The 25177-nt window shown below is 67.5% G+C and carries 16 protein-coding genes; 9 read left to right on the forward strand and 7 right to left on the reverse strand.

Annotated elements, in window-relative coordinates; genetic code table 11:
- The first annotated feature begins 80 nt into the window (after positions 1 to 80).
- On the forward strand, positions 81 to 536 hold the full coding sequence (locus GGQ59_RS00485; RefSeq protein ID WP_343074267.1) for an Lrp/AsnC family transcriptional regulator: 456 nt from the start codon (positions 81 to 83) through the stop codon (positions 534 to 536).
- Here the strand turns inward: GGQ59_RS00485 and GGQ59_RS00490 are convergent.
- Positions 533 to 1417: a polyprenyl synthetase family protein gene (locus GGQ59_RS00490; RefSeq protein ID WP_183814824.1), complete on the reverse strand. Its 885-nt coding sequence runs from the start codon at positions 1415 to 1417 to the stop codon at positions 533 to 535. The genes GGQ59_RS00485 and GGQ59_RS00490 overlap by 4 nt on opposite strands.
- Positions 1418 to 1539: 122 nt before the next feature.
- Between GGQ59_RS00490 and GGQ59_RS00495 the strand changes: the two genes are divergently transcribed.
- The 4 genes from GGQ59_RS00495 (at position 1540) to GGQ59_RS00510 (ending at position 10609) form a co-directional block, all read left to right on the forward strand.
- A complete protein-coding gene (locus tag GGQ59_RS00495) occupies positions 1540 to 3474 on the forward strand; it encodes an autotransporter assembly complex protein TamA (protein ID WP_183814826.1) in 1935 nt (644 codons plus the stop codon).
- Positions 3474 to 7430, forward strand: coding sequence for a translocation/assembly module TamB domain-containing protein (locus GGQ59_RS00500; RefSeq protein ID WP_183814828.1), 3957 nt, complete (start codon positions 3474 to 3476; stop codon positions 7428 to 7430). Before GGQ59_RS00495 ends, GGQ59_RS00500 begins: the two co-directional genes overlap by 1 nt.
- Positions 7431 to 7512: 82 nt before the next feature.
- On the forward strand, positions 7513 to 8730 hold the full coding sequence (locus GGQ59_RS00505) for a Gfo/Idh/MocA family protein (RefSeq protein WP_183814830.1): 1218 nt from the start codon (positions 7513 to 7515) through the stop codon (positions 8728 to 8730).
- Between the two features lie 73 nt (positions 8731 to 8803).
- Positions 8804 to 10609: a PAS domain-containing sensor histidine kinase gene (locus GGQ59_RS00510; protein ID WP_183814832.1), complete on the forward strand. Its 1806-nt coding sequence runs from the start codon at positions 8804 to 8806 to the stop codon at positions 10607 to 10609.
- A gap of 13 nt (positions 10610 to 10622) precedes the next feature.
- Here GGQ59_RS00510 and GGQ59_RS00515 read toward each other — a convergent pair whose 3' ends face one another.
- From GGQ59_RS00515 to GGQ59_RS00530, 4 genes are read right to left on the reverse strand one after another with little or no spacing between them, the layout of a single operon-like run.
- Positions 10623 to 12875: a beta propeller repeat protein gene (locus GGQ59_RS00515; protein ID WP_183814834.1), complete on the reverse strand. Its 2253-nt coding sequence runs from the start codon at positions 12873 to 12875 to the stop codon at positions 10623 to 10625.
- A 7-nt stretch (positions 12876 to 12882) separates the two neighbouring features.
- The gene (locus tag GGQ59_RS00520) at positions 12883 to 15258 is read right to left on the reverse strand and encodes a glycosyl hydrolase family 95 catalytic domain-containing protein (protein ID WP_221400810.1); all 2376 of its coding nucleotides are present in this window, start codon (positions 15256 to 15258) and stop codon (positions 12883 to 12885) included.
- A complete protein-coding gene (locus GGQ59_RS00525) occupies positions 15255 to 18185 on the reverse strand; it encodes a TIM-barrel domain-containing protein (RefSeq protein WP_183814836.1) in 2931 nt (976 codons plus the stop codon). The genes GGQ59_RS00520 and GGQ59_RS00525 overlap by 4 nt, the downstream gene beginning before the upstream one ends.
- Positions 18182 to 19795: a DUF5597 domain-containing protein gene (locus tag GGQ59_RS00530; RefSeq protein WP_343074268.1), complete on the reverse strand. Its 1614-nt coding sequence runs from the start codon at positions 19793 to 19795 to the stop codon at positions 18182 to 18184. The genes GGQ59_RS00525 and GGQ59_RS00530 overlap by 4 nt, the downstream gene beginning before the upstream one ends.
- 320 nt (positions 19796 to 20115) lie before the next feature.
- On the opposite strand from GGQ59_RS00530, the gene asnB reads away from it, so the two are divergent.
- Positions 20116 to 21960: an asparagine synthase (glutamine-hydrolyzing) gene (gene asnB, locus GGQ59_RS00535; protein WP_183814839.1), complete on the forward strand. Its 1845-nt coding sequence runs from the start codon at positions 20116 to 20118 to the stop codon at positions 21958 to 21960.
- Here asnB and GGQ59_RS00540 read toward each other — a convergent pair.
- Positions 21946 to 22329 (reverse strand): FliO/MopB family protein, encoded by a 384-nt coding sequence (locus tag GGQ59_RS00540; protein ID WP_183814840.1) that lies wholly within the window; start codon positions 22327 to 22329, stop codon positions 21946 to 21948. The genes asnB and GGQ59_RS00540 overlap by 15 nt on opposite strands.
- Positions 22330 to 22466: 137 nt before the next feature.
- Here GGQ59_RS00540 and GGQ59_RS00545 point away from each other — a divergent pair, with 137 nt between their 5' ends.
- From GGQ59_RS00545 to GGQ59_RS00555, 3 genes are all read left to right on the forward strand, one after another.
- A complete protein-coding gene (locus GGQ59_RS00545; RefSeq protein WP_183814841.1) occupies positions 22467 to 22610 on the forward strand; it encodes a hypothetical protein in 144 nt (47 codons plus the stop codon).
- A 64-nt stretch (positions 22611 to 22674) separates the two neighbouring features.
- Complete coding sequence (locus GGQ59_RS00550) at positions 22675 to 23751, forward strand: PAS domain-containing protein (protein ID WP_246408216.1); 1077 nt, start codon at positions 22675 to 22677, stop codon at positions 23749 to 23751.
- Positions 23752 to 23771: 20 nt separating this feature from the next.
- A complete protein-coding gene (locus tag GGQ59_RS00555) occupies positions 23772 to 24203 on the forward strand; it encodes a response regulator (protein WP_183814842.1) in 432 nt (143 codons plus the stop codon).
- Here GGQ59_RS00555 and GGQ59_RS00560 read toward each other — a convergent pair.
- A complete protein-coding gene (locus tag GGQ59_RS00560; RefSeq protein ID WP_183814843.1) occupies positions 24200 to 25174 on the reverse strand; it encodes an acetyl-CoA carboxylase carboxyltransferase subunit alpha in 975 nt (324 codons plus the stop codon). The two genes, GGQ59_RS00555 and GGQ59_RS00560, sit on opposite strands and share 4 nt — an antisense overlap.
- Positions 25175 to 25177 lie beyond the last annotated feature (3 nt).

The following is a 25177-nucleotide window of genomic DNA, read 5'->3' on the forward strand; positions in this document are numbered from 1 at the left end:
CGCGGGACGCTTGATCCTGCTCTTCAAGCGGGCGAACAAGGCGCACGCGACCTTACGAAGCCGAAGGGCCCTTCATGAAGCTGGACCAGATCGACCTTAAGATCCTTCGGTACCTTCAAGAGAACGCACGCATCACGAATGCCGAGCTGGCCGAGCGCGTCGGCTTGTCGCCGACGCCGTGCCTGAGGCGACTACGGCGACTGGAGGCGGACGGGATCATCCGCGGCTACCGGACCGAGGTGAACCGGGACGTCCTCGGCCTGTCGGTCACCGTCATGATCCTCGTGAAGCTCGAAAAGGAAGACGAGCCTTCCCTTCGCGCCTTCGAGGAGGTCGCGATCCGGCGCCCTGAGATCATGGAGTGCCAGCTCGTGACCGGAAAGTTCGATTACTTCCTGCGGGTCGTCCTGCCGACGCTGACGTCCTACGAGGCGTTCCTGTCCGAGACGCTGCTGCGCACGGAGAACATCGCGTCGATCGAGTCGAGCTTCACCCTGCGGGAAGTGACGAAGAAGGCGGTCCTGCCAAGCTTCTAGAGCGCCCTGCCCGCCAAGAAGCGGGCGAGTGCGACGAGGACCTCCGGCGACGGCAGCCTCTGGGCGGCGCCGACCGCCTCGTCCGTGAGCGCCGCGACCCGGCGACGCGCTCCGTCGAGCCCCAAGAGGGCCACGAAGGTCGCCTTGCCGGCCTCGGCGTCCTGGCCCGCGGGCTTTCCCAGCGTCGCCTCGTCTGCGGTCGCGTCGAGCACGTCGTCCTGCACCTGAAAGGCGAGGCCGAGCGCGCGGGCATAGGCGGAAAGCGCCTCGAGCTCCGCTTCGTCCGCGCCGCCGACGACGCCGCCCATCAGGCACGCGGCTTCGATCAGGGCGCCGGTCTTGCGACCCTGAATGGCAACCACCTCGCTCTCGTCGAGGGCCTGAGGGTGCAGGTCCATCATCTGGCCGCCGACCATGCCGGACGACCCCGCGCCCGCCGCGAGCAGTCGGACCAGTCGGATCGCCACGGGCGGCGCGTAGGCCGCATCGGCGATCACGCCGAAGGCGTCGGTAAGGAGCCCGTCGCCGGCAAGAACACCGACATCCTCGCCATAGGCCGCATGGACGCTCGGCCGTCCGCGGCGGGTCGCCGCGTCGTCCATCGCGGGAAGGTCGTCATGGACGAGGCTGTATGCGTGCACCATCTCGACGGCGCAGGCAGCAGGCAGGGGGTCCGCCCCGCCCCCGCACGCTTCGGCTGCCGAGATCGTCAGGAACGGGCGCAACCTTTTCCCGCCTCCCAACGTACCATGACGGATCGCCGCGCCGAGAAGCGCAAGGGCTGAATGCGCCTCGTCAACTTCGCGTGAAAGAAGCCGTTCGAGGCTAGCCTCGACGGCCTCGGCACGTTCTCTCAATAGGTCTTGGATAGGGTCCGGCATGGCGCCTCATCGACCGGTGCGGCCGCGCGCGTCAACCGGCACTCCGCCGCCCGTGCGAACCGAAGCAGAAGCGGAGTTGTTAAGGATCAATGGGCAGGGTCGCGTTTTCTCTCACCACCGCGTTGATCGGACTATGCGCGGCGGGAACATCGCTCGCCGCCGAGCTCGACGTGACCGTCGTGATCGAGGGCATCGAAGACGGCGGTCTGCGCGGCCAAGTTCGACAGGTCTCTCAGATCCAACGGGCAGCGGACGACGCCTATGGGTCGCTGGCGCCGATTCGGCGGGCGGCCGACGCCGACACCCAGGCGATCCGGGACTACCTCGTAGCGAAGGGCTACTACGCGGCGACGGTGACACCACAGGTCCGGCGCGCCGAGGACGACGTCACCGTGACGTTCACGGTGAACCCCGGCCGGCGCTTCGAGATCACCGACTACCGCATCGAATACGACGAGGAGAGTGCCGGCGAGCGACCGCAGCGCTTCTCCGACGCCGGCCTTAAGCCTGACGGTCAGCCGATCGGCGAGTCGTTCCAGACGCTCGAGTCCGGGCTCCTGAACAAGCTTTGGGACGACGGCTACCCCGCCGCCGAGAGTATGGGCCGACGGGTCGAAGCGGACTTCTCCAAAGGAACGGCGACGGCCGTGTTTCCGATCCGCTCGGGGCCCCTTTCCACTTATGGGGACGTCCGGGTCGAGGGCGAGACGCGAACGCGGCCCGACCACATCGCCGCCTACCGCACCTTCGAGGCGGGCGAGATCTACAGCCGCGAGGACATCGACGAGTACCGCGAGGCGCTGGCCGAGACGGGCCTGTTCCGCGAGGTGCAGGTCGGCCCCGCCCCGCCCGGCCCCGGGGGCGTGACGGACGTCCTGGTGGACGTCACCGAACGAGAGCGCCGTACGATCCAGGCCGGTGCTTCTTACAGCACCGATGTGGGTCCGGGCGTCACGGCGTCCTGGGAGAACCGCAACCTCTTCAGACGCGGCGAGACCCTCTTCGCTCGCGCTGCGGTCGCGCAACCGTTGCAGGAACTGGAACTGACCTTCCAGAAGCCCTGGCCGCGCCTGCCGGGCTCCTGGAAGCTCTCCACCCTCTTCCAGAACGAGAACACCGATGCCTACGAGGCGCAGTCGGCCACGGTCGGCGCGTCGATCGACAAGTGGTGGCTGAACCGGAACCTGCAGACCGTCGCCGGGCTGCGCTATCAGATCTCCTACATCGACGAGACGGCGGGCGCCGGCGACGGTCTGCCGCCGCCGGAGGGCGAGGACACGACCCGAACCTTCCAGGCGGTGTCCATCCCGCTCGCTGTGATTTGGAACAACGAGACGAGCGAGCTGAATCCGACCGACGGCTTCCGCGCCCGGGCGCTGGTCGAGCCCTTCTTCGGCGACACGCAGTTCAACCGCGTCGTCCTCGAGGGCGGCTCGCGGGTCGGCTTCGGCGACGATCAGGTGATGGGCAAGAGCACGCTCGTCGCCGGCCGGTTCCGCATCGGCGCGACCTACGGCGCCGACCGGGCGGACATCCCCGCGACCGAGCGCTTCTTCGCAGGCGGCGGCGGCTCGGTCCGCGGCTACGGCTATCAGGAGGCGGGTCCTCTCAACGTCGTCGAGCAGGGTGACGGCACCCTCGTTTACCGCGACGGCACGCCCTTCGCCTTCGAGGTCAACGAGGACGGCGAGGTCACGAACGACCCGATCGTTCCCATCGGCTCGATCGGCGGCGCCTCGATCGCCGAGGGCAACGTCGAGTTCCGACAGAAGATCACCCAGAACATCCAGCTCGCCGCCTTCGCCGACGCGGGCACCGTCTTCGAGAGCCAGACGCCGGACTTCTCCGGGGACCTGCTCGTGGGCGCAGGGCTGGGCGTGCGCTACTTCACACCCATAGGGCCGGTCCGCCTGGACGTCGCCGTGCCGCTCAACCGACGCAAGCTGACGGCCTCGCGGACCTACGTAAACGACGACGGGGAGACGGTGACGGAGGACGAGACCGTGTTCCAGGACGACTTCATCGGGGTCTACATCGCGCTCGGGCAGCCTTTCTGATGCTGAAGGAAGCTGACGCCCCCGCCGGGCAGCCGCCGGTTCGCCACCATCACTGGTGGGCACGCGCCTTGCGCTGGCTCGGCGTGCTCCTCGTCGTCCTGATCGCCCTCCTCCTGCTTGCCGTCTTCGTTCTGCCGAAGACGGATCTGGGCCGGGGCTTCCTCGACCGGACGGCCCGGCCGATCGTCGAAGAGCAGGTCCGCGCGCAGCTTGGTTCGGACATCGACTTCGCACCGCTTCAAGGCGCCCTGCCCGGTGAGCTGATCCTCGAGGACGTCGTCCTGTCGGAGAACGGCGAGCCCTGGTTCACCGCCGACCGTATTCGCCTCGATTGGTCGCCGCTCGCGCTCATACGGCGCGACATCGTGGTCAACGAGCTGGCGATCCGCGCCGCCGAACTGCACCGCCCGCCCCCGCCCCGGCCCGAACAGCCCCAGAAGCTGCAAGAAGAAAGCGGTCCGCTCGACCTTCCGTCGATCACGGTGAAGCGGTTCGTGATCGACCCGCTCACCATCGACGAGCCCGTCGCGGGCGATCGCTACGTGATCGAAGCGCTCGCCAGCCTCGACGCGGCAGGCCAGGACATCGCCGCGACGATCGACCTGAAGACGGCCTCCGGCAGCGACACCATCGCGCTCGACGTCGACTACGATCCAGAGACGCTGGCCGCGGACGTGACGGTGACGAGCCGAGAGGACGGGCTGATCGCAACCCTTTCCCGTGCCGAAGGGCCGGTCACGATCCGCTTCGACGGCGAAGGGCCGCTCGCTTCGTGGGGAGGACAGCTCGACGCCGATGTCGGCGGTTACGGCAGCGCGGAGGCACGGCTGACCGGCGACTTGCGCTCGCTTGCCGCAGCGAAGTTCGAAGGCACGGTCCGGCCGGGCCCAGTCCTGCCCCCCATCGTCTCCCAGATCACCGGCGACGCGCTCACCCTCAACCTCTCCACCCTGAAGGAAGGCGAAGCGCTTTCCCTCCGTATCGACGACGCGCGCGGCCGGTTCGGGCGGCTCGCAGGCGACGTGCAACTGTCCTCGCCCGCGGCGGAGACTGTCGAAGCCGACCTGTCGGGGCGGCTGTCCGAGACGCTCATGGCAGAGTTCGGCGCCGTCGACCTTGCAGGCCCCGTCTCGCTCGAGGCGCAAGCCGACCAGACGGAGACCGGTTGGACCTTCGACGGCAACCTTCAGGCAGGCCGGTTGAGCGCGCAGGTGCAGGACGGCTCGACGGGTACGGAGGCGCCGTTCCAAGGCACCGTCACCCTTCGCGCGCCGACCTTCGCGCTCGGCAACGACCGGCTCGACCCGATCCTGGCGGGCGGGCTACGCGTGCGCGCCGCGATCGACTACCGCGCTGACGGCTCGCTCGCCGTTGCCGACATCGACGCGAGAGCCGGTGCCGAAGCGACGCGGATCGCGGTGACCGGGAACGCCAACTACGATACGAACACGCAAGGCTTCGACGCGCAGGTCAATGCGAACGTCGCGCAGGACGCGCTCGGAACGCTGCTCGGCACGGGGCAGTACGATGGACCGCTCGTCGCGGACGTCGCCGCATCCGGCACGCCCCAGGACGCGCAGGTCCGCCTTAACGCCCAGCTGCCGGCAGGCGCCATCGAAGGGGCCGCCTTCGGCACCGGCAGCCTGCGCGCGGACTTCGCAGGCTTGCCGAGCGCGCCCGACGGACGGCTCACCCTGACCTCGACCGACGGCGCCTATTCGGGCGACGTTCGTCTGCGCCAGGAGGGGCAGACCTTCGTCGTCGACACGCTCGCCTTCGAAGGCGGCGGCCTGCGCCTGACCGGTGAGGGACGCGGCAACCCGGAGACCCGCGCGGTCTCCGCACGGTTCAACCTGGATGCGGGCACCTCGACGACCCTTCTGACCGGCCAAACGGTCGGCGGGACGGCCGACGCGACGGTCGAGATCGCCCCGGAGGGTGGACCCGTCGCGATCGACGTCGCCGCGCGGAACCTGACCTTCAACGACATCAGCGTGACCAGCGCCGACATCGAGGCCAACGGGCCGCTGAACGCCGTGCGCTACGAGGTCGCGCTGGACGACGCGTCGCTGCCGGCGGTCTTCTTGTCCTTCCTTCAGACCGCAGGCACGGCCGACGTCGCGACCCCGCAGCGCCGCGTCGAGATCGATCGTCTGCGCGTCGGTGTGAACGACGACGCGTCCGAGAACACGGTCAGCCTCCTCGCGCCCACCGCGGTCGAGTTCGGCGAGGTGATCGCGCTCGACGAGACCCGCCTCGACTGGCTCGGCGACGCGACGCTGACGGCACAGGCCCGTTACGCACCGGACCTGTGGGTCGCGGAGGTGACGGGCCGCGGACTCTCGCTGCCCGGTCTCGACGCCGCGGCCGACATCGACCTCGCCGTCGACACGCGGGAGGCGACGCCCGGCCGCGTGCAGGTCACCGCGAACGCGACGCCGGAAGACGCCGACGAGACCTACACCCTCACCCTCGACGGCACTTGGTCGGGGGAGCAGGTCTCGGCCGATGCGGGGCTCGGCCGCTCCGGGTCCCAGGACATCGCGCAAGCAGACATCGCCTTCCCCGTCCGCCTCACCCGCGAGGGCGGTCAACTCGGCATCGAGTTGCCCGAAGAGGGCCTCGAAGGCCGTGTGCGTTATCAGGACGAGCTTGCGCCGCTCTACGCCTTCGTTCCGGTCGACACGGAGTACCTGACCGGTCGCCTCGACGCCGATGTCCGCCTCTCCGGCGCGCTCACCGCGCCTGCTGCCGACGGGACCGTTCGGCTGACGGGTGGACGCTTCGAGGAGGAGCAGGTCGGCATCGTCCTTCAGGACATCACCGCCAACGCGGACCTCGCCTACTCCGGCGACGCCACCGCCGTGACGCTGACCCTCAACGGCGCCGATGCGAACGGCCGCGCGGACGCGGTCAACGTGCAAGGGGACGTGCGGATGAGCGCCGACAGCTCGAATGTCGACGTCACGGTTCGGCTCGACGAAGCGCAACTCGCGGATACGCCCGAGCTCGAGTTCCGAGCGAGCTCCGACATCGCGCTACAGGGGCCGCTGGATCGCCTCGCCCTCGCCGGGACGCTGAACATCGAAGAGCTCGATGCGCAGATCCCGACGATAGAGAGCAACGGCGCGCCGACCTACGTCCCGGTCAACGTCGTACGCACCGACGCGCCAGAGGAGGATCGCACGGGCGAGATCGCCGCGCCCCCGCCGCCGCCGTTCAAGATCGCCCTGGACCTCCGGATCAGAGGCAACAACGCGATCTTCGTTCGCGGGCGCGGCCTCGACTCGGAGTGGTCGACCGACCTCAGGATCACCGGGACCACCTTGAACCCCGTGATCGGCGGCGACATCCGCATCCTCGACGGCACGTTCGACTTCGCCGGGCGCACGTTCGACCTGACGCAAGGCACGGTGAACTTCCAACGCGGCGAGACGATCGACCCCCGCCTCAACATTCAGGCCGAGTACGACGCGGGCTCCGGATCGAACGCGGTGACCGCGATCGTCAACGTTCGCGGCCCGGCATCCGATCCAGAGATCACGCTCTCCTCGAACCCGCCGCGCCCGCAGGAAGACGTGATGGCGCTCATCCTGTTCGGCAAGCAGCCGACCGAACTCACGGCGCTCGAGAGCCTTCAGATCGCGAACGCGGTGGCAAAGCTGAGCGGCAAGAGCCCGCTCGGCGGCGGGGGACCGGGCATTGGCGACAAGCTGCGCTCCTCTCTCGGCCTCGACGCGCTGAGCTTCGGCGTGGACAGCGAAACGGGCCAGGGAACGCTTGGGATCGGCAAGTACATCACCGACGACGTCTACGTCTCAGCCCGCCAGTCGGCCGGGGACACAGGGTCCGAGATCACGGTGACCTACGAGGTTACGGACAACGTGACGCTCGAAAGCATCCTGGAGCCCAACGGCACGCAGGGCGTCTCGGCGAACTACAAGAAGGACTACTAGACGCGCCGACTGTACGGCGCAGTGGCCGTGCGCGGCGAGGTCCTTACTGTCGGTCCGGAAACTCGCTCGAGGATGAAGCTCAATGACTGACAACGACTTTTCCCGCCGCCGCCTGCTGCAGATGACGGCGGCGGGCCTCGCCGCCGCCCCCTGGCTGGCACGAGCTGCGCAACAGAGCGGTTCGGCGGTGGTGGCGGAGGGCCGGCCCATGCCGGGCGGCGTCACCTTGCCGGACGAGCCGCCCGCCGCGCCCGCAGAGGACAGCGTCGGCGTCGCGATCGTCGGGCTGGGCGGTTACTCCCTCAACCAAATGATGCCCCGCTTCGGTCAGTCGAAGTGTCACGTCGCGGGCCTCGTCTCGGGCAATGCTCAGAAGGCGCGGCGGGTCGCGGCGGCCTACGGCGTGCCGCAAGACGCCGTTTACGGCTATGACAACTTCGCGGACATCGCGTCGGACGAACGGATCGAAGCGGTCTACATCGCGCTCCCCACCGGCCTGCACGCGGAGTATGCAGTGCGCGCCTTCGCGGCCGGGAAGCACGTCCTGACCGAAAAACCGATGGCGCTCTCTCCGGCCGAGTGTCAGCGCATGATCGACGCGGCGAGGCGAGCCGACCGCAAGCTCATGGTCGCCTATCGCTGTCACTTCGAGCCCTACAACCTACGCGCCATGGAACTGATGCGGGAGGGCGCCGTCGGTCCGATCCGCAACATCCGCACGACGCAGACCTACGCCGCCGGAAGAACGACGCCCGCAGAGAACTGGCGTTTCAACCGCGCGCTGGCGGGGGGCGGACCGCTCGAAGACTACGGGCTCTACGGTTTGCAGTCGGCGCTCTACCTGTCGGGGGAGATGCCCGAATCCGTCGCCGCGTTCACCGACCAACCGGCGAACGATCCGAGGTTCGAGCAGATCTTCGCGACGACGGGTACGCAGCTTCGCTTCCCTTCCGGCGCGATGGCGCAGCTCATCACGTCCTACGATGCGGCGAACGCGAACCAGGCCCTCGTGCGGGGTCAGGCTGGAGAGCTCATCATGGACCCAGCGACAAACTACAGCGGTCAGGTCATGACGCTGAACCGGAACGGCAACACCGAACGGTTGAACCCGGGCGATCCGACGGTCCAGTTCGTCGGACAGCTCGATCACTTCGCCGAAGCGGTCCGCCAGGGAACGAAGATCAAGACGCCCGGGGAGATGGGCTTGCGCGACATGCGGCTCATCGAAGCGATCTACACGGCGGCACGCGAAGGGCGCACGCTCCCCCTCGCCCAGGACGGGACGATCAAGTCGAACTGACACACGCTCGGATTGAGCGTTTCGAAAGGTTCATGCTAGGATCTCGACGGAACGTCTCGGGGACGCGCCCGAGATGTCCATCGAGGGAGTGCCGACGATCGAGCCCCTGGCGCATGCCTTTGACGAGCTGCCACTTCGCCCGAGCGCGTTGTTCGACCGGGCCCCGGCCATCATCAGCGTTCATCAGGGACCGGAACACGTCTACCTCTACATGAACGCCCGCACGGAACTCGTCGCGGACGGTCGCGACTTGCTCGGACGCCCCCTGATCGAGGCCGTGCCCGAGTTCAAGGGACAAGGCATCGTCGAACGGTTCGATCTGGCCTTCAGAACCGGCAAGAATCAACGTGCTGCGGAGATCGAAGTCCGCCTCCCCGCGCGTGACGGCGCGCTGCGACGGCGCCGCTGGTACAACCACACGGTCGAGCCGTGGCACGACGGGGACGGCCGCGTCGCAGGCGTGATGAGCTTCGCGTTCGACGTGACCGAACAGGTCCGCTCACGGCGCGCGGCGCAGGCGAGTGAGGCGAGACTGACCCGCTTCCTCGACGCGATGAACACCTACGCCGCGCGGCTCGCGCTCGACGGAACGCTGCTCGGCGTCAACGCCTCGGCTCTCTCCCTGGGCGGCGTCGCCGCAGACGACGTGATCGGCTTGCCTTTCTGGGAGACCTATTGGTGGTCGCATGACGAAGGCACCCGCCAGCGCCTGCGTACAGCCATCGAGGCGGCAGCGCGCGGCGGCACCGTGCGCTATGATGAGACGGTGCGGACCCGCGACGACGATCGGATCGTCGTGGACGTGACGCTTGCGCCCGAACGGGACGAACACGACCGGCTGATCGCGATCGTCGCTTCCGGTACGGACGTTACCGAGCGCGTGCGCGCCGAAAGAGCGCTCGCCGAGAGCGAGGCGAGGTTCCGCGTCATAACGGACGCGATGCCTCAGCTCGTATGGGGGGCGAATGCGGATGGCGTCATCGACTACAGCAACGAGCAGATGCGGCTCTTCGCAGGGTTGCAAAAGGTAGGACAGCGCAGCTTCCTATGGACAGAACTTCTGCATAAGGACGATAGAGAGGGCGCCGCGGACTCGTGGGCCGCTGCGCAGGCCGCCGCCGCCCCCTTCGAAACCGAATTCCGCCTGCTTCACCACACAGGTGAGTACCGATGGGTACTCGCGCGCGCGCTGCCCTTACTCGATGGCGGCGAAGTCGTACGGTGGTTCGGGACTTGCACGGATATCAACCGTATCAAGACGACGGAAACGCATCGGCGACTGCTGACCGACGAACTCAACCACCGCGTCAAGAACACGCTCGCGGTCGTTCAGTCGGTCGCCTATCAGACCTTTTCGGACACGGATGCCGAGGCGCTTGCGGCCTTCGATGGGCGGCTCGCTGCCCTCGCCACCGCCCACGACCTCTTGACTCGCGAGGCCTGGGAGAAGGCCGAACTCAGCGATGTGGTCCGGACGGGGCTCCGTGCGTGCGGCGTCTCCGAAGACCGCTACACGGTCAGCGGTCCGGCCATCGTTCTCCCGGCGAAGCTCGCGGTCACCATGGCCATGGCCGTGCATGAGCTTGCGACCAACGCACTCAAGTACGGCGCGTTGTCGGTCGACGAAGGCGTCATCGACGTCCGGTGGCGAGAAGGGGTCGGCCCCGCCGGCCCTCGCCTTTCCTTTCTTTGGACGGAACGCGGTGGGCCGCAGGTCGTACCGCCGGACCAACGCGGCTTCGGCAGCCGCCTGATCGAGACGGCGCTTGCAAACGAGCTACGCGGCTCGGCTCACTTGGACTTCAGGCCTAGCGGTCTGGTCTGCACCATCGACGCACCCGCGCCGCAAGTGCGCCGACCGCCTCGGCCGATACGGTGAAGAGACGCCGAGTTTAGGTTGGCTCACCGTAGAGCACGCCCCGCCCATCCGTTGCGAGGTAGACGCGGCCGAAGACGCGGGGGTCGGCAGCGATGGTACGGTAGCGGCGAGCGTACTCATGGCGGTCGTCGTTGATACGCAACCAGCTTCCGGCTTCGTCGTCCGATCGGAAGATGCCGCGAAGATCGCCTCGCCTTCCTATGCAGAAGAGCGATGGGTAGGCCGCGCCTTCTGCCGTGGCACCAAAGGAAAGACGTTCGACGGAAAGCTCGCCCCCGACTCGGTCCCAGCGCTTTCCAGCGTCCCGAGAACGGTAGAGGCCCTGTCTCGTCACCATCCAGAGGTCTCCCTCGCGCCCCGGCACGGCATGAAGCGGGAAAGGCTCCTCGCGCCAAACCGGGCGTTCGTCCGCGAGGTTCGGCAGACCCCGGCTCGTCTCTTGTCTGAAGGTCGCACCATGATCCTGACTGACGAACCAGTCGCCGGTGTCGAAGTCGAGGGCGTAGAATGCTTGCCCGTTCACACGGTCTGCAACCGGCCGGGCCTTTGTCGGCAGGCCCCGGACTTCCGCCCAGCTCCTCCCGCGGTCACGCGTAAGGCGCGGCGTCGGCGTCAGCGCCATGATGTTCTCGCCGTCCGCCGAGACGATCACGGCTGCGTCGCGGTAGAGGTCCATCCGCGAATGGTCCGCTGGAACAGGCACCGCGTCGGGTTCCGGTCGGCCAAGCGGGTGCCAGGACCGCCCGTAATCCTCGGAAAAGGCGAGGGTCGAACCATCATGTCCTTCCGAACCGACCCCTTCATGCGGCGTACCGGAGCGAACGACCACGTTCGGAGCGCCGCCCGCGAACTCGATCTGGTTCGTGTTCGCGAAGACAGGCGTCGTGAACTGAAGGCTCGGCGAGACCGTCAGGTCCTCGTGCGAGAAGCCCGAGATGTCGCCGAAGCCGGTCAGCAGGGGGAACGGGCCCTCCGGCAGGCTCGTCAGGGTGATGACTGCCGTTTGCTCGATGCCTTCCACCCACGGATACCACTGCGTCCCCTCCCCTCGATCCACCATCGTGACGTCGTCCGTCGCGTAGATCGTCGCGCCCGTCGCGTAGGCGACGTGTCCCGGATCGAACGGATCGATCGCAAGCGCGGCGATCCACCAGCCGAACTCCGGCTCGGGGTTACCCCAGTAGAGGAAGGGAACAGACGACACGTCGCGCGCAGCGCTCTCTCTCAGAGAGGTCCAGCTTCGCCCGTCATCCGTCGACCGCCACACCGTGTCGCCCGGCTGCCAACGGTTCATGCTCGCGACCATGACCGTCCCGGTGTTCTGCCGGTCGACACCCAAGCCCATGAAACCGCCCATGGGGCGGGGCGGCGTCACGTCCTGCGCCTCCTCGCCCTCGTAACGCCAAACCGCGCCGTCGCTGACGCCGTTGGGGCCGATGCCGAGGCTGTAGGTGACGAAGAGGACGCCGCGCGGATCGACCGCCCCCTGCGCCGCCGAGAACCGTTCATCCGGCCCGTCCATCGCCGTCCAGTTCTCGCCGGCGTCATCCGAACGGTAGAGGCGCGGCCCGCCAGGATCGGCCACGCCGACGTAGAGCCGCGTCGTCGCCCCGCCGACCCGCGCACTGCCGGCGTCGAAGGCGACGAAGCTCAGCCCGCCGTGGGTGTCCTTCTCGGGCACGCCGAGCCCCTTGTGAGGAAAGCTCTTCACGCCCGACCAGGTCGCGCCCCCGTCCACGCTGCGCCGCAACCCATCGTGGCGCGAGGCGAAGTAGAGGATGTCCGGGGCATGCGGATCGACCGCCAAACGCTCGCCAAGCCCACGACCATCCTCGTTTCCGCCCATCTTGAACGGTACCGTCGTGGTGCGCCACGTCTCGCCCCGGTCGTCCGAGCGCAGCATCGCAGCCTCGCCCCGCGATCCCATGCCGACCGCAGCGTGTACGACGTCTGGGTTGTTTGGATCGGGCGCGATACTCTCGACGCCGAAGTAGCTCGAGATCGGCGTGTCGTCCTGCAACGGCCACCATGTCTGTGCCGATGCGTCCCACCGGTAAGCCCCACCCATGTCGGAACGGGCATAGGCCAGCCCACGCTCCGCGGTACTGAAGACAATGCCTGGGATGAAGCCGCCCCCGCCGACCTTAACGCTGCGCCACGCATAAGGGGCGCCGGTTTCGGCGGCACTGTCCCCCGAGAGGCGAGTAGCGAGGGCAGCCGCCACGGCGGCCAAGCCGAACTGGCGGCGGTTTAGCTCTAAGCTCATCAGGTCGTCACTCGTCGGTTTTCGTGGACACGGGAAGAAGCTCGTAGGTGTGACCGCTCTCCACAGTCAGTACCCGATCAATCGGTCCGTTTTGCAACACACGCTTCGTGACGTCCTTTCCTTTCGACAGGATTCTCATTCTTCCTTCGAACGGCAGGTCGTCCAACAGAACCTCTCCAGTCCGGCCGGCGTGAAGCGTCGTCTTCGTCAGTCGTCCGCTTTTCCAGAAGAGGTCGATCGTCAGCGCCCCGCGAGCGCGCAGCCCCTTCGCCTCGCCGTCCGGCCAGGCACTCGGCAGTGCGGGAAGAAGCGCCAAGCGTCCGTGCTGGCTCTGCACCAACATCTCGGCGAGGCCGGACGACGCGCCGAAGTTTCCGTCGATCTGGAACGGGGGGTGGGTATCGAGAAGGTTGGGCAGCGTGCTGCCGGTCAGCTGCTCGCCGAACAGCGCATAGGCTCGGTCACCGTTGCGAAGCCGCGCCCAGAGGTTGATCTTCCAGGCCTTGGACCAGCCCGTCCCGCCGTCACCGCGAGCGTCGAGCGAGGTGCGGGCGGCGGCCGCGAGGGCGGGCTGCGCGCTCACGTCGATCTGGCGGCCAGGATGCAACGCGAAGAGGTGGCTGACGTGACGATGGTCGTCGGCCGGATCGTCGATGTCTTCCTTCCACTCCTGAAGTTGCCCCCAGCTGCCGATGCGCAAGCCGGGGTCGAGCCGGGCCAAGGCGTCTTCCAGGCGGCCGGCCATCGCTGCGTCGCCGACCTTTCGCGATGCTTCCAGCGTACTGACGAACAAATCGTTGACGATCTGCTGCGACATCGCGGCGCCGGCAGTGAACGAGCCGTGCTCGGGCGAGTACGAAGGCGAGACCACGAGGCGCTTGTCGCTCGGGTCTTCGCGAAGGCTCGCGAGCCAAAACTCGGCCGCGCCCCGCATCACGGGATAGGCGCGCTCGCGAAGGAACTCTTCGTCGAGCGTGTAGCGATAGTGCTCGAAGAGGTGCTGGCAAAGCCAGGCGTTCGCCTCCGGCTGCCAGAACGCCGTCGGCCAAGTGATGAGGCCGGTGTAGCCCCACGGATTGGTGTTCAGGAACACCGCCCAGCCCGGAGCGTCCATCACCTGCCGCGCCGACGCTTCGCCTGCCTCGGCCAGCGCTTCGGTGAAAGCGAAGAGTGGCTCGTTGAGCCCGCCGAGACCGAGAGGATCCGCGAGCCAGTAGTTCATCTGAAGGTTGATGTTGACGTGATAGTCCGCGTTCCAGGGCGGCGTCGCCGAGTTGTTCCAAACACCCTGGAGGTTGGCCGGCAGCGAGCCCGGCCTTGACGAGGCGATCAACAGGTAGCGGCCGTATTGGAGGTATAGCACCTCGAGGTAGGCACGTTCCGCGGCGCTCGCCTCGGCGTACCCGGCCAACAGGTCGTCAGTGCTTCTCTTCGGCGTGCCCTGGCCAATGTCGAGGCTGAACGCGTCGAACAGCCCATCGTAATCGAGCCGGTGGCGCAGGTGCACCGCCTCATAGCCGCGCCCCGCCGCGGCCTGCGCCCTGCCCGTCACGCGCGGGATTGGATCTTCGCCGCGATAGTCCGGATGATCGAGCGCGTAATCCGTCCCTGCCGCGAGGTAGACGGTGAACGCGCTCGCCCCCTCGACCATGAGGGCTGCGCCGTCGGATCGAACCTCGCCGCCTTCGGGGACGACCATGAGGCTCGTGGCCCATCGCAGTCCGTTTTCTTCGAGGGCGCCGTGCGCGTTCAGCCCGCCGCCTTCTGTCTCGACCTCGAAGGTCCGGTTGTCGGGTACGGACAGCGAAACGCGGGCAGCGAACCCTTCTCGCGCGCTCGTCTCGTAGCGGACGACGAGCACGTCGTCGGGGTAACTCGCGAGGTAAGTCCGCCTGACGTTCGCGCCGTCCTGGCTGTAGGCGACACGGGCCTCACCCCTGTCGAGGTCCAAGGTCCGGACGTAACCAGTGGTGTCCGCCCCGCCGGCCTCTATCACCAGATCGCCGAAGCTTTGATAGTGGCCATAACCGGCTGCGCCGTGGCCGAGCCTCTCGGCGACGGCTTCCGGCGTCATCGATCCGTCCTCGGCGATCGCCGCCGCGACGGCGTCGACCTTCGCTCTGATCGCCTCTCCGGGCAGGCCGTAATCGTACCCCTCCTTCGAGCCCGGGCCCCCAGTCCACAGCGTCTTCTCGTTGAACTGAATGCGGTCCTCGCCGACGCCGCCCATTATCATGGCGCCCATGGCGCCATTGCCGATGGGCAGGCCCTGGCTCTCCCAGTCCGCCGCCGGCTCGTCATAGACGAGCCGAAGCGGCACCTCTTTCGCCGTAGCGAACCCAAGGCAGAGGACGAGCGATGCGGCGCGAAGGAAGCGCCTCACCGGCCGTTCCTAGGCACCTCGATCGCTTCGCCGGCATAGGTGACGGTCGCGTCCGGCTGCGCATCGAAGTCGAAGCCCACGCCCTCGCTGACGAAGCGAACGTGGATCGTCCGCTCGTCAGCCAAGCCGTCGAAACCGCCTTCGGTCGCGGCTAGGCTGAGAACCCCCGCATCCTCGTCCCACGACATCGGAATGCGGGCAAACGACCCGTCCTCGTAGTCGAAGGTCGTCCCATCGTCCTCGTAGACAGAGAATTCGCCGTCCGCCCCTGTGTAGACGTAGACGGTCAGCTCGCCGCCCGTGTCCTCGCCCGTGTGCTGAACGTCCGGCCCCATCGGCAAGACTGTCCCGGCCGGAACGAAGAGCGGCATGCGCTCGAGCGGCGCCTCGGCAGTGACGGTCTGACCGCCCTCGTGGTTCTGCCCGGAGTAGAAGTCGTACCACGAGGCGCCCTCGGGCAGGTAGACTTCGCGCTGCCGCGCCTCGTACTGGGTGATCGGGGCGACGAGGAAGGAGGGACCGAAGAGGTACTCGTCGTCGACGTCCCACGCCCGGCGGTCCCCTTCATAGTCCATGACGAGGCCACGCATGATGGTGGCGTCTTGCTGGTTGGTATCCGCGGCCAAGGTGTAGATGTAGGGCATGAGCCGGTAGCGGAGCCGGTCGTACCAGACCATCGACTCGTAAGGCGCCGTCCCCTCGTCTGCGAGGTTGTAGATCTCCCGGAAGGGATACTCGCCGTGGCTGCGGAAGAGCGGCACGAAGGCGCCGAACTGGAACCATCGGGTGTTCAGCTCGCGCCACTCGTCGAGGTGCTCGGGGTCCTCGTTCGTGTATCGGCTTTCGACCGCGAAGCCGCCGATGTCGAAGGTCCAGTTCGGCACCCCGGCCATCGAGAAGTTGACGCCTGCCGCGACCTGATCCTTGAGGTCGTCCCAGCGCGCGACGACGTCCCCCGACCACGCCGCCGCGCCGTAGCGCTGCAGCCCCGGGAAGCCCGAGCGGGTCAGGATGAAGACGCGCTCGTTCGGGTCGGTGCCCGACCGCTCGCCTTCGTAGACGGCCTTCGCGTTCATTAGGGCGAAGGAGTTGAAGTACTGCGCCCCCGGTCCCATCGCCGTCGGCCCCATGCGCAAGGACCGCTCCCTGTGCGACAGGTTCGAATGCAGGTCGGGCTCGGTCGCGTCCATCCACCACGCGTCGAAGCCCTTCGAATCGATCCCCTCTTGCATCTGAGACCAGTAGAGGTCGCGCGCCTCCTGGCTGTAGGGGTCGTAGAACGTGTTCCTGTACCCCTCGCCGACCCAGTCGCGCGTATCCATCTCGAGCTGGCGGGAGTAGAGCGCGCCGATATCGTCCAACGCCTTCGCGTTCTCCGTCGTCGGATAGAACTTGGGCCAGACCGAGATCATGACGTGTGCGTCCATGTCGTGGACCGTGTCCACCATCCCCTCGGGGTCGGGGAAGCGTTCGGGATCGAACTCGTGACTGCCCCACGCGTCCTCGGGCCAGTAGAACCAATCGAGCACGATGTTGTCGATCGGGATCTGCCGGTCGCGGTAGCCCTGAAGCGCCTCCAGGAGCTCGCCTTGCGTCGTGTATCGCTGACGGCTCTGCCAGAAGCCGTAGGCCCATTTCGGCAGCATCACCGCCTCGCCCGTAAGCTGGCGATACCCGGCGATCACGTCGTCGATCTTCTCGCCGTTCGCCGCGACGACGTAGTAGTCGATCACCTCGGCGACGTCCGAGGCGAAGGAAAGGCCCGCGTCCAAATCATCGAGCACGGGGTCCAAGTGCTCTAGCCGGAAGTAGCCGTCGTTCGGCTGCCAGTCGATCTCGACCTCGCGCGCCTCGCCCGGCTGCATGTCGAGCTCGAAGGTGAAGTAGTAGGGGTTCCAGTTCTGGCGCCACCGGTCGACGACCTCTTCGCCGTCGACCTTGATCGTCAGGTAGGACGATCCGTAGGCGCGGAACTTGTGCGTCCCGCCCGTCTCGGCCTCAAGGCTTCCCTTCCAAACGACGCGTTCCGGACTCTCAGTGCCGAAGGGCTCGGGAAACACGTCCCGCACGCTCTCGCCGCTCGCGAACTGATCGGGGGGCAGGAACTGATAATCCGGATCCCGCTCTCGCGTCTCGGCCCGCACCGCTCCGTCCTCGCCGTAGTAACGGCCCGTCAGCCCCCCTTCCGATCCGTCCTCACCGCGAACGGTCAGCGTCTCGTCCAGTGGTTGGAACGGCCGCGGGTCGCCGAAGCGGGTGATCGAGTTGTTGTCCCACAAGATGCCGTAGTCCGCCGTCGAGGCGACGAAGGGCATGGCGATCGAGATGTTGTGCTGCGCGAGCTCGACCGTCTCGCCCATCATGTTCATCTGGCCGTTCTGGTGTTGGCCGAGCCCGTAGAGGCCCTCGTCCTCGCTCGCGTCGAAAGCCTGCTGCACCCGGTAGAAGTCCTCGCCCTGCACCATCACGGGTTCGAAGACGCGGGCCTCGCGCTCTGCGATCAGCGGCTCGCCCTCCTTGTCGTAGACCTGGACGCGTCCTGTCTTGAGGTCGATGTCCGCCGAGATGCCCTCGGTCGTCAGCCGCATGGCGCCGCGGCGACGACGGACCTTCACGTCGGGGCGCGCCGCTTGCTCGACCACCATCAGACTCTCGTCGCGTGAGAAGTCGCCGTCCGGAGTGGCCGTCACCCGCAGGATGCCGGGTGCCACCGCCTCGACCCGGACCACGGCCGCGTCCTCTTGGCGCGGCGTGACGATGACGCCGTAGTCGATCTTCTGGCTGCCGGGCTCGCGGGCCTTCTGCTTCTCGGCCCCTTGCGATCCGTAGACGTCGTTCTGTGATTGCCCCTGCGCGTAGGCTGGCGCCGCCGTCAGCGTTGCGAGTGCCAGCACCGAAGCCGAGATCATGCGCTTCGCGTTCGTCATTCCGTTTCCTCCGTGCCCGCTACCGCGCGGCCTTCTTGTTCGATGCGGTCGTCGTCAGGGACCAGCGTCACCCGCAGGACCGCCCCCCTGTCCGTGAAGTTGAGACCGTAGTCCGTCTGGTCGCCGTTCCACATTCGGCGGAACCGCCAATTGCCCTCTTCCCACTCGACCTCCTCGGCAGAGACGAGCGTGAAGCCGCCGCCCCCCGTCCGGCCGAAGGTCACCCGAGCCCCGATGCCAGTGACGAGGAACTGGTTCTCGCCGAGGCGCGCGATCAGCACCCCCGCATTCTCGTCCGGCTCTCGGTGCAGGTCGTCCCCGAGGAAGGTCCAGTCGGGCTGACCGAACTGCCATAGGTCGTAGTCGACCCTTGCCGTCCAGTCCCCCAGGTCCAAAGTCTGAGGCGCGTCGTCGTCCGGTCTCGCGGCGCCAAAGACCTCGCTCTCGTAGGCGAGGCGTGCCCACTCGCGTTCGAAGGGACGCACCAGGTCGTAGACCTGCGCGAAGGGCTCGATGATCTCCGGCGTCGTAGCCTTCGCGCCGAGCGGGAAGTTGCCGTAGCCGGTGTAGTCCATTCCGAAGGGCGCGAAGCCGATCGCCCCCTTTCCAAGCGCTGCGAAGAAGAAGCGCGCGAAGTCCACCCGGTTGCCGGTCTCGGACACGAAGAGCGGATTGTCGGGTTTCGCGTAGTGATCGAGCGCGGCGCGGTAGGCTTCGCTCTCGGCAGTGTAGATGTCCGGCGAAAGAAGCGAGAGGTCGGGCGCCGCGGCCTGCCATATGTCGAGCATGTTGTCCGTCGGCCCGCCCGACGCGTAGCTGGCCGGGTCGGTGTCCTTCAGCGGATCGCGAAGGGCCGCGTTGGTGTACATCGGCAGGTCCAAGACGGCCTTTCCGGCCTCCGCGATCCGTCCGACGTAAGAGCCGATCGACCAGGCGTGGAACGCTTCGTCGGCATCCTCGCCGAAGACGTCTCTCCAAGAGCCGCCCTCTTGGCCCTCGGACGCCAGGAGCGGAGCGGGGACTTCGGCCTCGAATGCCTCTTGGGCGGCCTGCCCGTAGTCGCGGACGGAACCGTATGTGCCCGTCTCGTTCTCGACCTGCACCATGATCACGGTGTGATCGGCGTCGTCGTCCCGCAGATAGGTCATGAGACGGACGAAGGCGCGACGATCCGCTTCCAAGGTTTCCTCCCCGAAGGGCGACAACGCGTAGGATTCGGTACCGTCCTCCTTCACGAGGCGCGGAAAGCGCTCTCGGTCCAGCTTGACCCAGGCGGGGGTGTAGGCAGGCCCGGTGTTCTTCCAGGTGCCGAACCAAAGAAGCACCAACCGTACGCCGCGCTCTCTCGCCTGCGGGATCAGCGCGTCGAGGTAGGAGAAGTCGAAACGCCCCTCCACAGGCTCGATCTGCTCCCAGGCGACGGGAATCATCAGCGTGTTCGCGCCGAGCGCTTCGACTGCCGGCCAGACTTCGGGAAGGACGGACGGGTAGTTCGACGAGTTGTGAGCCTGTGCTGCCAACATGAGGAAGGGCTGACCGTCCACGAGCAGCGCGTGCCGGCCATTCTCGGTAACGATGCGGGGCCGATCTTCCTGCGCTTCGGCGCCCACGCTGGCCAAGCCAGACAAGCAAGCGAGGCCAATGAAGAGCCTCAAGCTCGAACGAATCAAAGGTGTTGCCTCCCAGAGCGGCCCTCGAAGCGCCGCCTCGTTTTGGTCCATGTTCGACGCTCGGGGGGCGTCTGCCAACCCTCGAACGCCGAATGCGCCATCGAATGCGCATTTTGCTCGCTCAGCGGGTATCGTCTCAACGCGCTCACCCGTTCTTCATGAAACTGCGCGACGCTGCAGCGATGGGTCCATCTGCTCTCCCTCCAGCTTCGACGCGACCTGCCGCGACCGTTCCGAACCGGCCGGGAGCGGTCTGAGTCATGGGAGGGATCGCGGGTATCTTCGACCTACGGGGGGAGCGCGAGCTGGATCCCGGTCTTCTGAAGCGGATGACGGACGCCCTCGCGCACCGCGGACCTGCGGGTCAGGGGCGGCACCTCGCCCCGGGACTGGCACTCGGTCACCGAAGGCTCGCCGTGACCGCGCCCGGCCCCGGGGGAGAGCAGCCCTTCACTTCGGGCGGCGGTCGAACCACGATCGCTTTCGACGGACAGATCTACAACCACGCCGAGCTTCGCGCCGAGCTCGCCCGGGCGGGACGGACTCTACGGACGCGGTGTGACACCGAGGTTCTGGCCGAACTCGTGGACCTTCGCGGGCCGGACGCGCTTCCGGCCCTGATCGGCATGTTCGCCTTCGCGGCCTACAATCCCCGCGAAGACAGCCTTCTCCTCGTTCGCGACCGGTTCGGCGAAAAGCCGCTCTACTACGCCGAGACGCGGGACGGCTTACTCCTCTTCGCCTCCGAGCTCGGCGCGCTCCTCGCCACTGGGCTGATCGCGGCGCTGATCGACGGCGAGGCCGTCGCCGACTACCTGGCGTACGGATACGTACCCGACCCCGGAACGATCTACAGCACCGTGAGGAGGCTGCCTGCCGGACACGCGCTCACGGCACGCCGCGGCCAACCGCTGGCGGCGCCCCGCCGCTGGTTCAAGCTCGACCAGCGCGAAGCCGCGATCGACCCGGACCACGCCGCGCATACGCTTCTCGAACGCCTCGATCGGGCAGTCGCACGGCAGCGCGTTGCCGACGTGCCGGTCGGGGTCCTCCTGTCAGGCGATGCGACCGGTGCAGCGATTGCGTCCTCGATGGCGCTGAACGGCGCCCGCGCGACGGTCTGTGCCTTGGGCACCGGCGCGACGGGCGGCGAACGCGAAGCGGCGGCGCAGGCGGCGGCGCTCTACGGAGCGGACTATCATACCGACAACAGCGAGCTCGATGTGGAGTCGGTCCTCCCGGAGGTCGCTCGGCTATTCGGCGAACCCTTCGCGGACAGCTCGGCCGTGCCCGCATACCTCGCTTGCCGCCTCGCGCGCCGCCACGTCGCCGTCGTCTTGTCGGGCAGCGGGGCCGATGTGATGTTCGCAGGCTACGACCGTTACGGCCAGGCCCAGGCGGAGGGGCGGTTGCGCGGCGGCATGCCGAGCGCCCTGGCCCGGCCTTTCTTCGGCGGTCTGGGTTCCATTCTGGGGCCGTTGACGCCTGGCGCCGTCCTCCGGGGTGCGGCCGAGCCGGCCGCCGCGGCCTACGCCCGAAGCGTGTTCCTCGTTCCGCCCCGCCGCGCGCGCGCCCTGCTCGCCCCCGGGCTTCGCGAGGTCGACCCCTCGCGGCACATCGCACGGGTCTTCGAAGAGGCCGGCACCGACGAGCCTCTGCTCCGAGCGCAGGCTGCCGACATCGCTACATGGTTGCCGGGGCGCACGCTCATGAAGGCGGACCGCCTGTCGGCGGCGCATGGCCTCGAACGCCGCTCCCCCTTCCTCGATCCGGAACTCGCCACCTTCGCCGCGAGCCTGCCCCGTACGCTCCGATGGCAGGAGAGCGGAAAGGTCCTTCTCCGGACGGCACTCGCCGATCGGATGACAGAAGCCCAGCTCGATGCGCCGCGTCCACGCGCCGTCACGTCCGCCCTGGCGCGGTTCGGGGCCGGGGGCGGACACCTCGCCGACGCGCTCCTCGCGAGGACGTCGTGGCGCGACAGTGGCTTCTTCGATGAGGCTGCAGTCGCGCGCTGCGCCAAGGCACACAAGCGCGGTCGCGCCGACTACGGCCAGGCCCTATGGTCCATGGTGATGTTCGACGCCTTCTTAGAGGCCGCCTGATCCGGAGGAGCTCGCCGTCTCCTCCCGCTCCGCCTTCTGTGCGCGGCGCATGGCGAGCTTGAACTGATCGGCAAGCCATGGCGTCGCCGGAGCCGCGACTTCGAGTTCCGGCGCCTCTTCCATCCGCGCGAGGAGGCTGACGCCGCCGGCGCTCACGCCGAGCATGAAGACCTCACCGCGATAGGTAACGAGCGTCACCCGTTCGCGCTGTCCGACGGCGACGGAGCGGAGCACGCGTATCGGCGTCCCCCCGGCGGCGGGGCTGCCCGGCACCTTCGCCACCAGGCGAAGGAACAGGAATGCGAGCCCTGCGATCAGCGCGACGGCGCCGAGGACGGAGGCGAGCGCTATCAAGTCTCCAGCGCCCATCACCGCCGCTCCGTTCGCATCATCAAGCTCCGCAACCCCGCGACCGGAGGCTGGCAAGCCTGTGACCGGTCGTCAACGTGACGCCGCGCCGACGCGGTCTAACTACTCGCGAGAACGAATAGGCGCAGGAGCTGTCAATGAAGAGAGAAGTCAACCCGACCGACGCCCGAGAGGGAGAGAACCGCCGCTGGCAGTGGCGCACCTTCATCATCTCGACCATCCTCACGGCGATCGTGTTGTTCCTCGTCTACTTCTTCGTCATCGCGAACCAACCCGGGTGAGTTGAAGGGCGGGACGGTCGCTCGATTTCGTGCTAACGGCATGTAGACCCGTGCGGAATTGCCCTTGACCGACGATTACGATCAGGCCGAACGCCCCGGATCCGCGCGCTACGTACCACGCGGGAGTGCGGACGGTTTTGCCGGTGCGTCCGGCATCATGTTCGAGCAGGCGATGGTCCAGACGCGCATGGCTGTCTGCCTATCGGACCCGCGGCGGGCAGACATGCCGATCGTCTTCGCCAACCGGGCGTTCTGTGATCTGACTGGCTATGCGCTCGAAGAGGTTCTCGGCCGGAACTGCCGATTCCTTCAGGGCGCCGATACGAACCCGGATCGTGTCGCCGAGATCAAGGACGCGCTCGCGCGCCGCGACGTCATCGTCACGGAGTTGGTGAACTACCGTAAGGACGGAACGCCCTTCTGGAACGCGCTCCACCTCGGTCCGATCTACGATGACGACGGGGAGCTGATGTACTTCTTCGGATCCCAGTGGGACGTGACCGACGTTCACGCCGCGAGGGCGGACGAGCTGCACGCCAAGATGATGGCGCGCGAGCTTTCCCACCGGATGAAGAACATGTTCTCGGTCATCAACGCGATCGTTCACATGACCGGACGCAGCGCGAGCAGCGCAACCGAGGCATCGGAAAAGATCTCGGGCCGCCTCATGGCACTCGGCCGCGCCCATGAAGCGACGCTCGACAGCGCGTCCGGCGCCGAGCTCGTGAACCTTGGTCCCATGCTCGCAACCGTGCTGACGCCGTATGCGGACGCCGAACGGATCGCCTTCGCGGGGCCCGAGGTCCGGCTGACGTCGAACGCGGTCTCGATGCTGGCCCTGACGCTGCACGAACTGTCGATCAACGCCACCAAGTACGGTGCGCTACGTGAGGACGCAGGCGAGACGGGCCGGGTCCTCCTGTCCTGGCGGATCGAACCGGACCCAGCCGAACAGGGAGGGGAGCTGCTGATTCTCTCCTGGCGAGAGCGGGGAGGCCCGTTGGTAACTGAAGCGCCGACGCGGACAGGGCTCGGTGGCAACATCGTCACGAGCCTGCTTCACGCTGCGGACGGGCAGATCGAGTACGAATGGAAGCGCGCCGGGCTCGAAGCCACGATCAGACTCCCGCTCGCGTCCTGATATGGAAAGGGAAGGCGCAGATGATGATCGCGGCTTCAAGACTTTTGGCGCCGGGCCACGTCGCTTCGGAGCGGACGGCCGATCATAAGGATCTGTTGTCCGGGCTTCGCATCCTCGTCGTCGAGGACGAGGTGCTCATAGCGGTGGAGCTGAAGGCGGCCTTCGTCGAAGCGGGCGCGGAGGTCTGCTACGCGCGCACGCTCGCTCGCGGCCTCGCGGCGCTGGACGGGCAAGCTTTCGATGCCGCAATCCTCGACGTCACGCTCAGCGCGACGTCGACCTGCCTGCCGATCGCGAGGGCGCTAACCCAGTTGGGCGTGCCCATCCTCGTGCATAGCGGCGACCTCGACCGGAAGGGCGAACTCGTCAGCGAGATCGGTGCGGCCGTCCTCGCCAAGCCTGCCACCGCGGCACAGGTCCTGCGCCGTCTCTTGACCGTGCTTGACGCTTAAGCGAGACCGCTGCGGCCGATCGCGAGGAACTTCTCGCGCCGTTCGGTCATGACGGCCTCGGGCGAGAGCGCAGCGAGCGAATCGAGTTGCTCGCATATCGCGTCGCCAAGGTGCTGGATCGTTGCGACCGGGTCGCGGTGTGCGCCGCCGACGGGCTCCTCGATCACGCTGTCGATCACGCCGAGCTCGAGGAGATCCTGCGCGGAGATCCGCATGGCCTCGGCCGCATCGGGTGCCTTGTTCTCTCCCTTGCCCTGGGCGTCCTTCCACAGGATCGAGGCACAACCCTCGGGGCTGATGACCGAGTAGACAGCATGCTCTAGCATGAGGACGCGGTTCGCCGCGGCGAGCGCCACGGCCCCGCCCGAGCCGCCCTCGCCGACGATGACGGAGACGATCGGCACGCGCGCCTCCAGGAAACGAGCCGTCGACCGGGCGATGGCCTCGGCTTGACCGCGCTCCTCGGCACCGAGGCCGGGATAGGCGCCGGGCGTATCGACCAGGGTAACGATCGGCAGGCCGAAGCGCTCGGCCATGTCCACGAGCCGGATCGCCTTACGGTAGCCCTCGGGGCGCGCCATGCCGAAGTTGTGGTGCAGGCGGGTCTGCGTATCGTTGCCCTTCTCGTGCCCGATCAGCATGACCGGCCTTCCGCGAAGACGGGCGGGCCCACCCAGGATCGCCGCGTCCTCGCCGAACGTCCGGTCGCCGGCGAGCGGCGTGAACTCGCTCGCGAGGCTCGCCGCGTAGTCCGAGAAGTGCGGGCGCGCCTGATGCCGCGCTACCTGCGTCTTCTTCCAGCGGTCGAGGCTCTGATAGGTCGAGACGAGGAGCTTGTCGGCCTTCTCCTCGAGCTTCGCGATCTCATCGGAGACGTCGACCTGGCCATCGCCGCCTTCGATCGCGCGCAGCTCGTCGATACGGCCCTGAAGCTCGGCGATCGGCTTCTCGAAGTCGAGGTAAGTGCTCATCGG

Origin of the sequence: Parvularcula dongshanensis (assembly GCF_014199615.1) — a bacterium.
In the GTDB taxonomy this organism is placed as follows: Bacteria; Pseudomonadota; Alphaproteobacteria; order Caulobacterales; family Parvularculaceae; genus Parvularcula; species Parvularcula dongshanensis.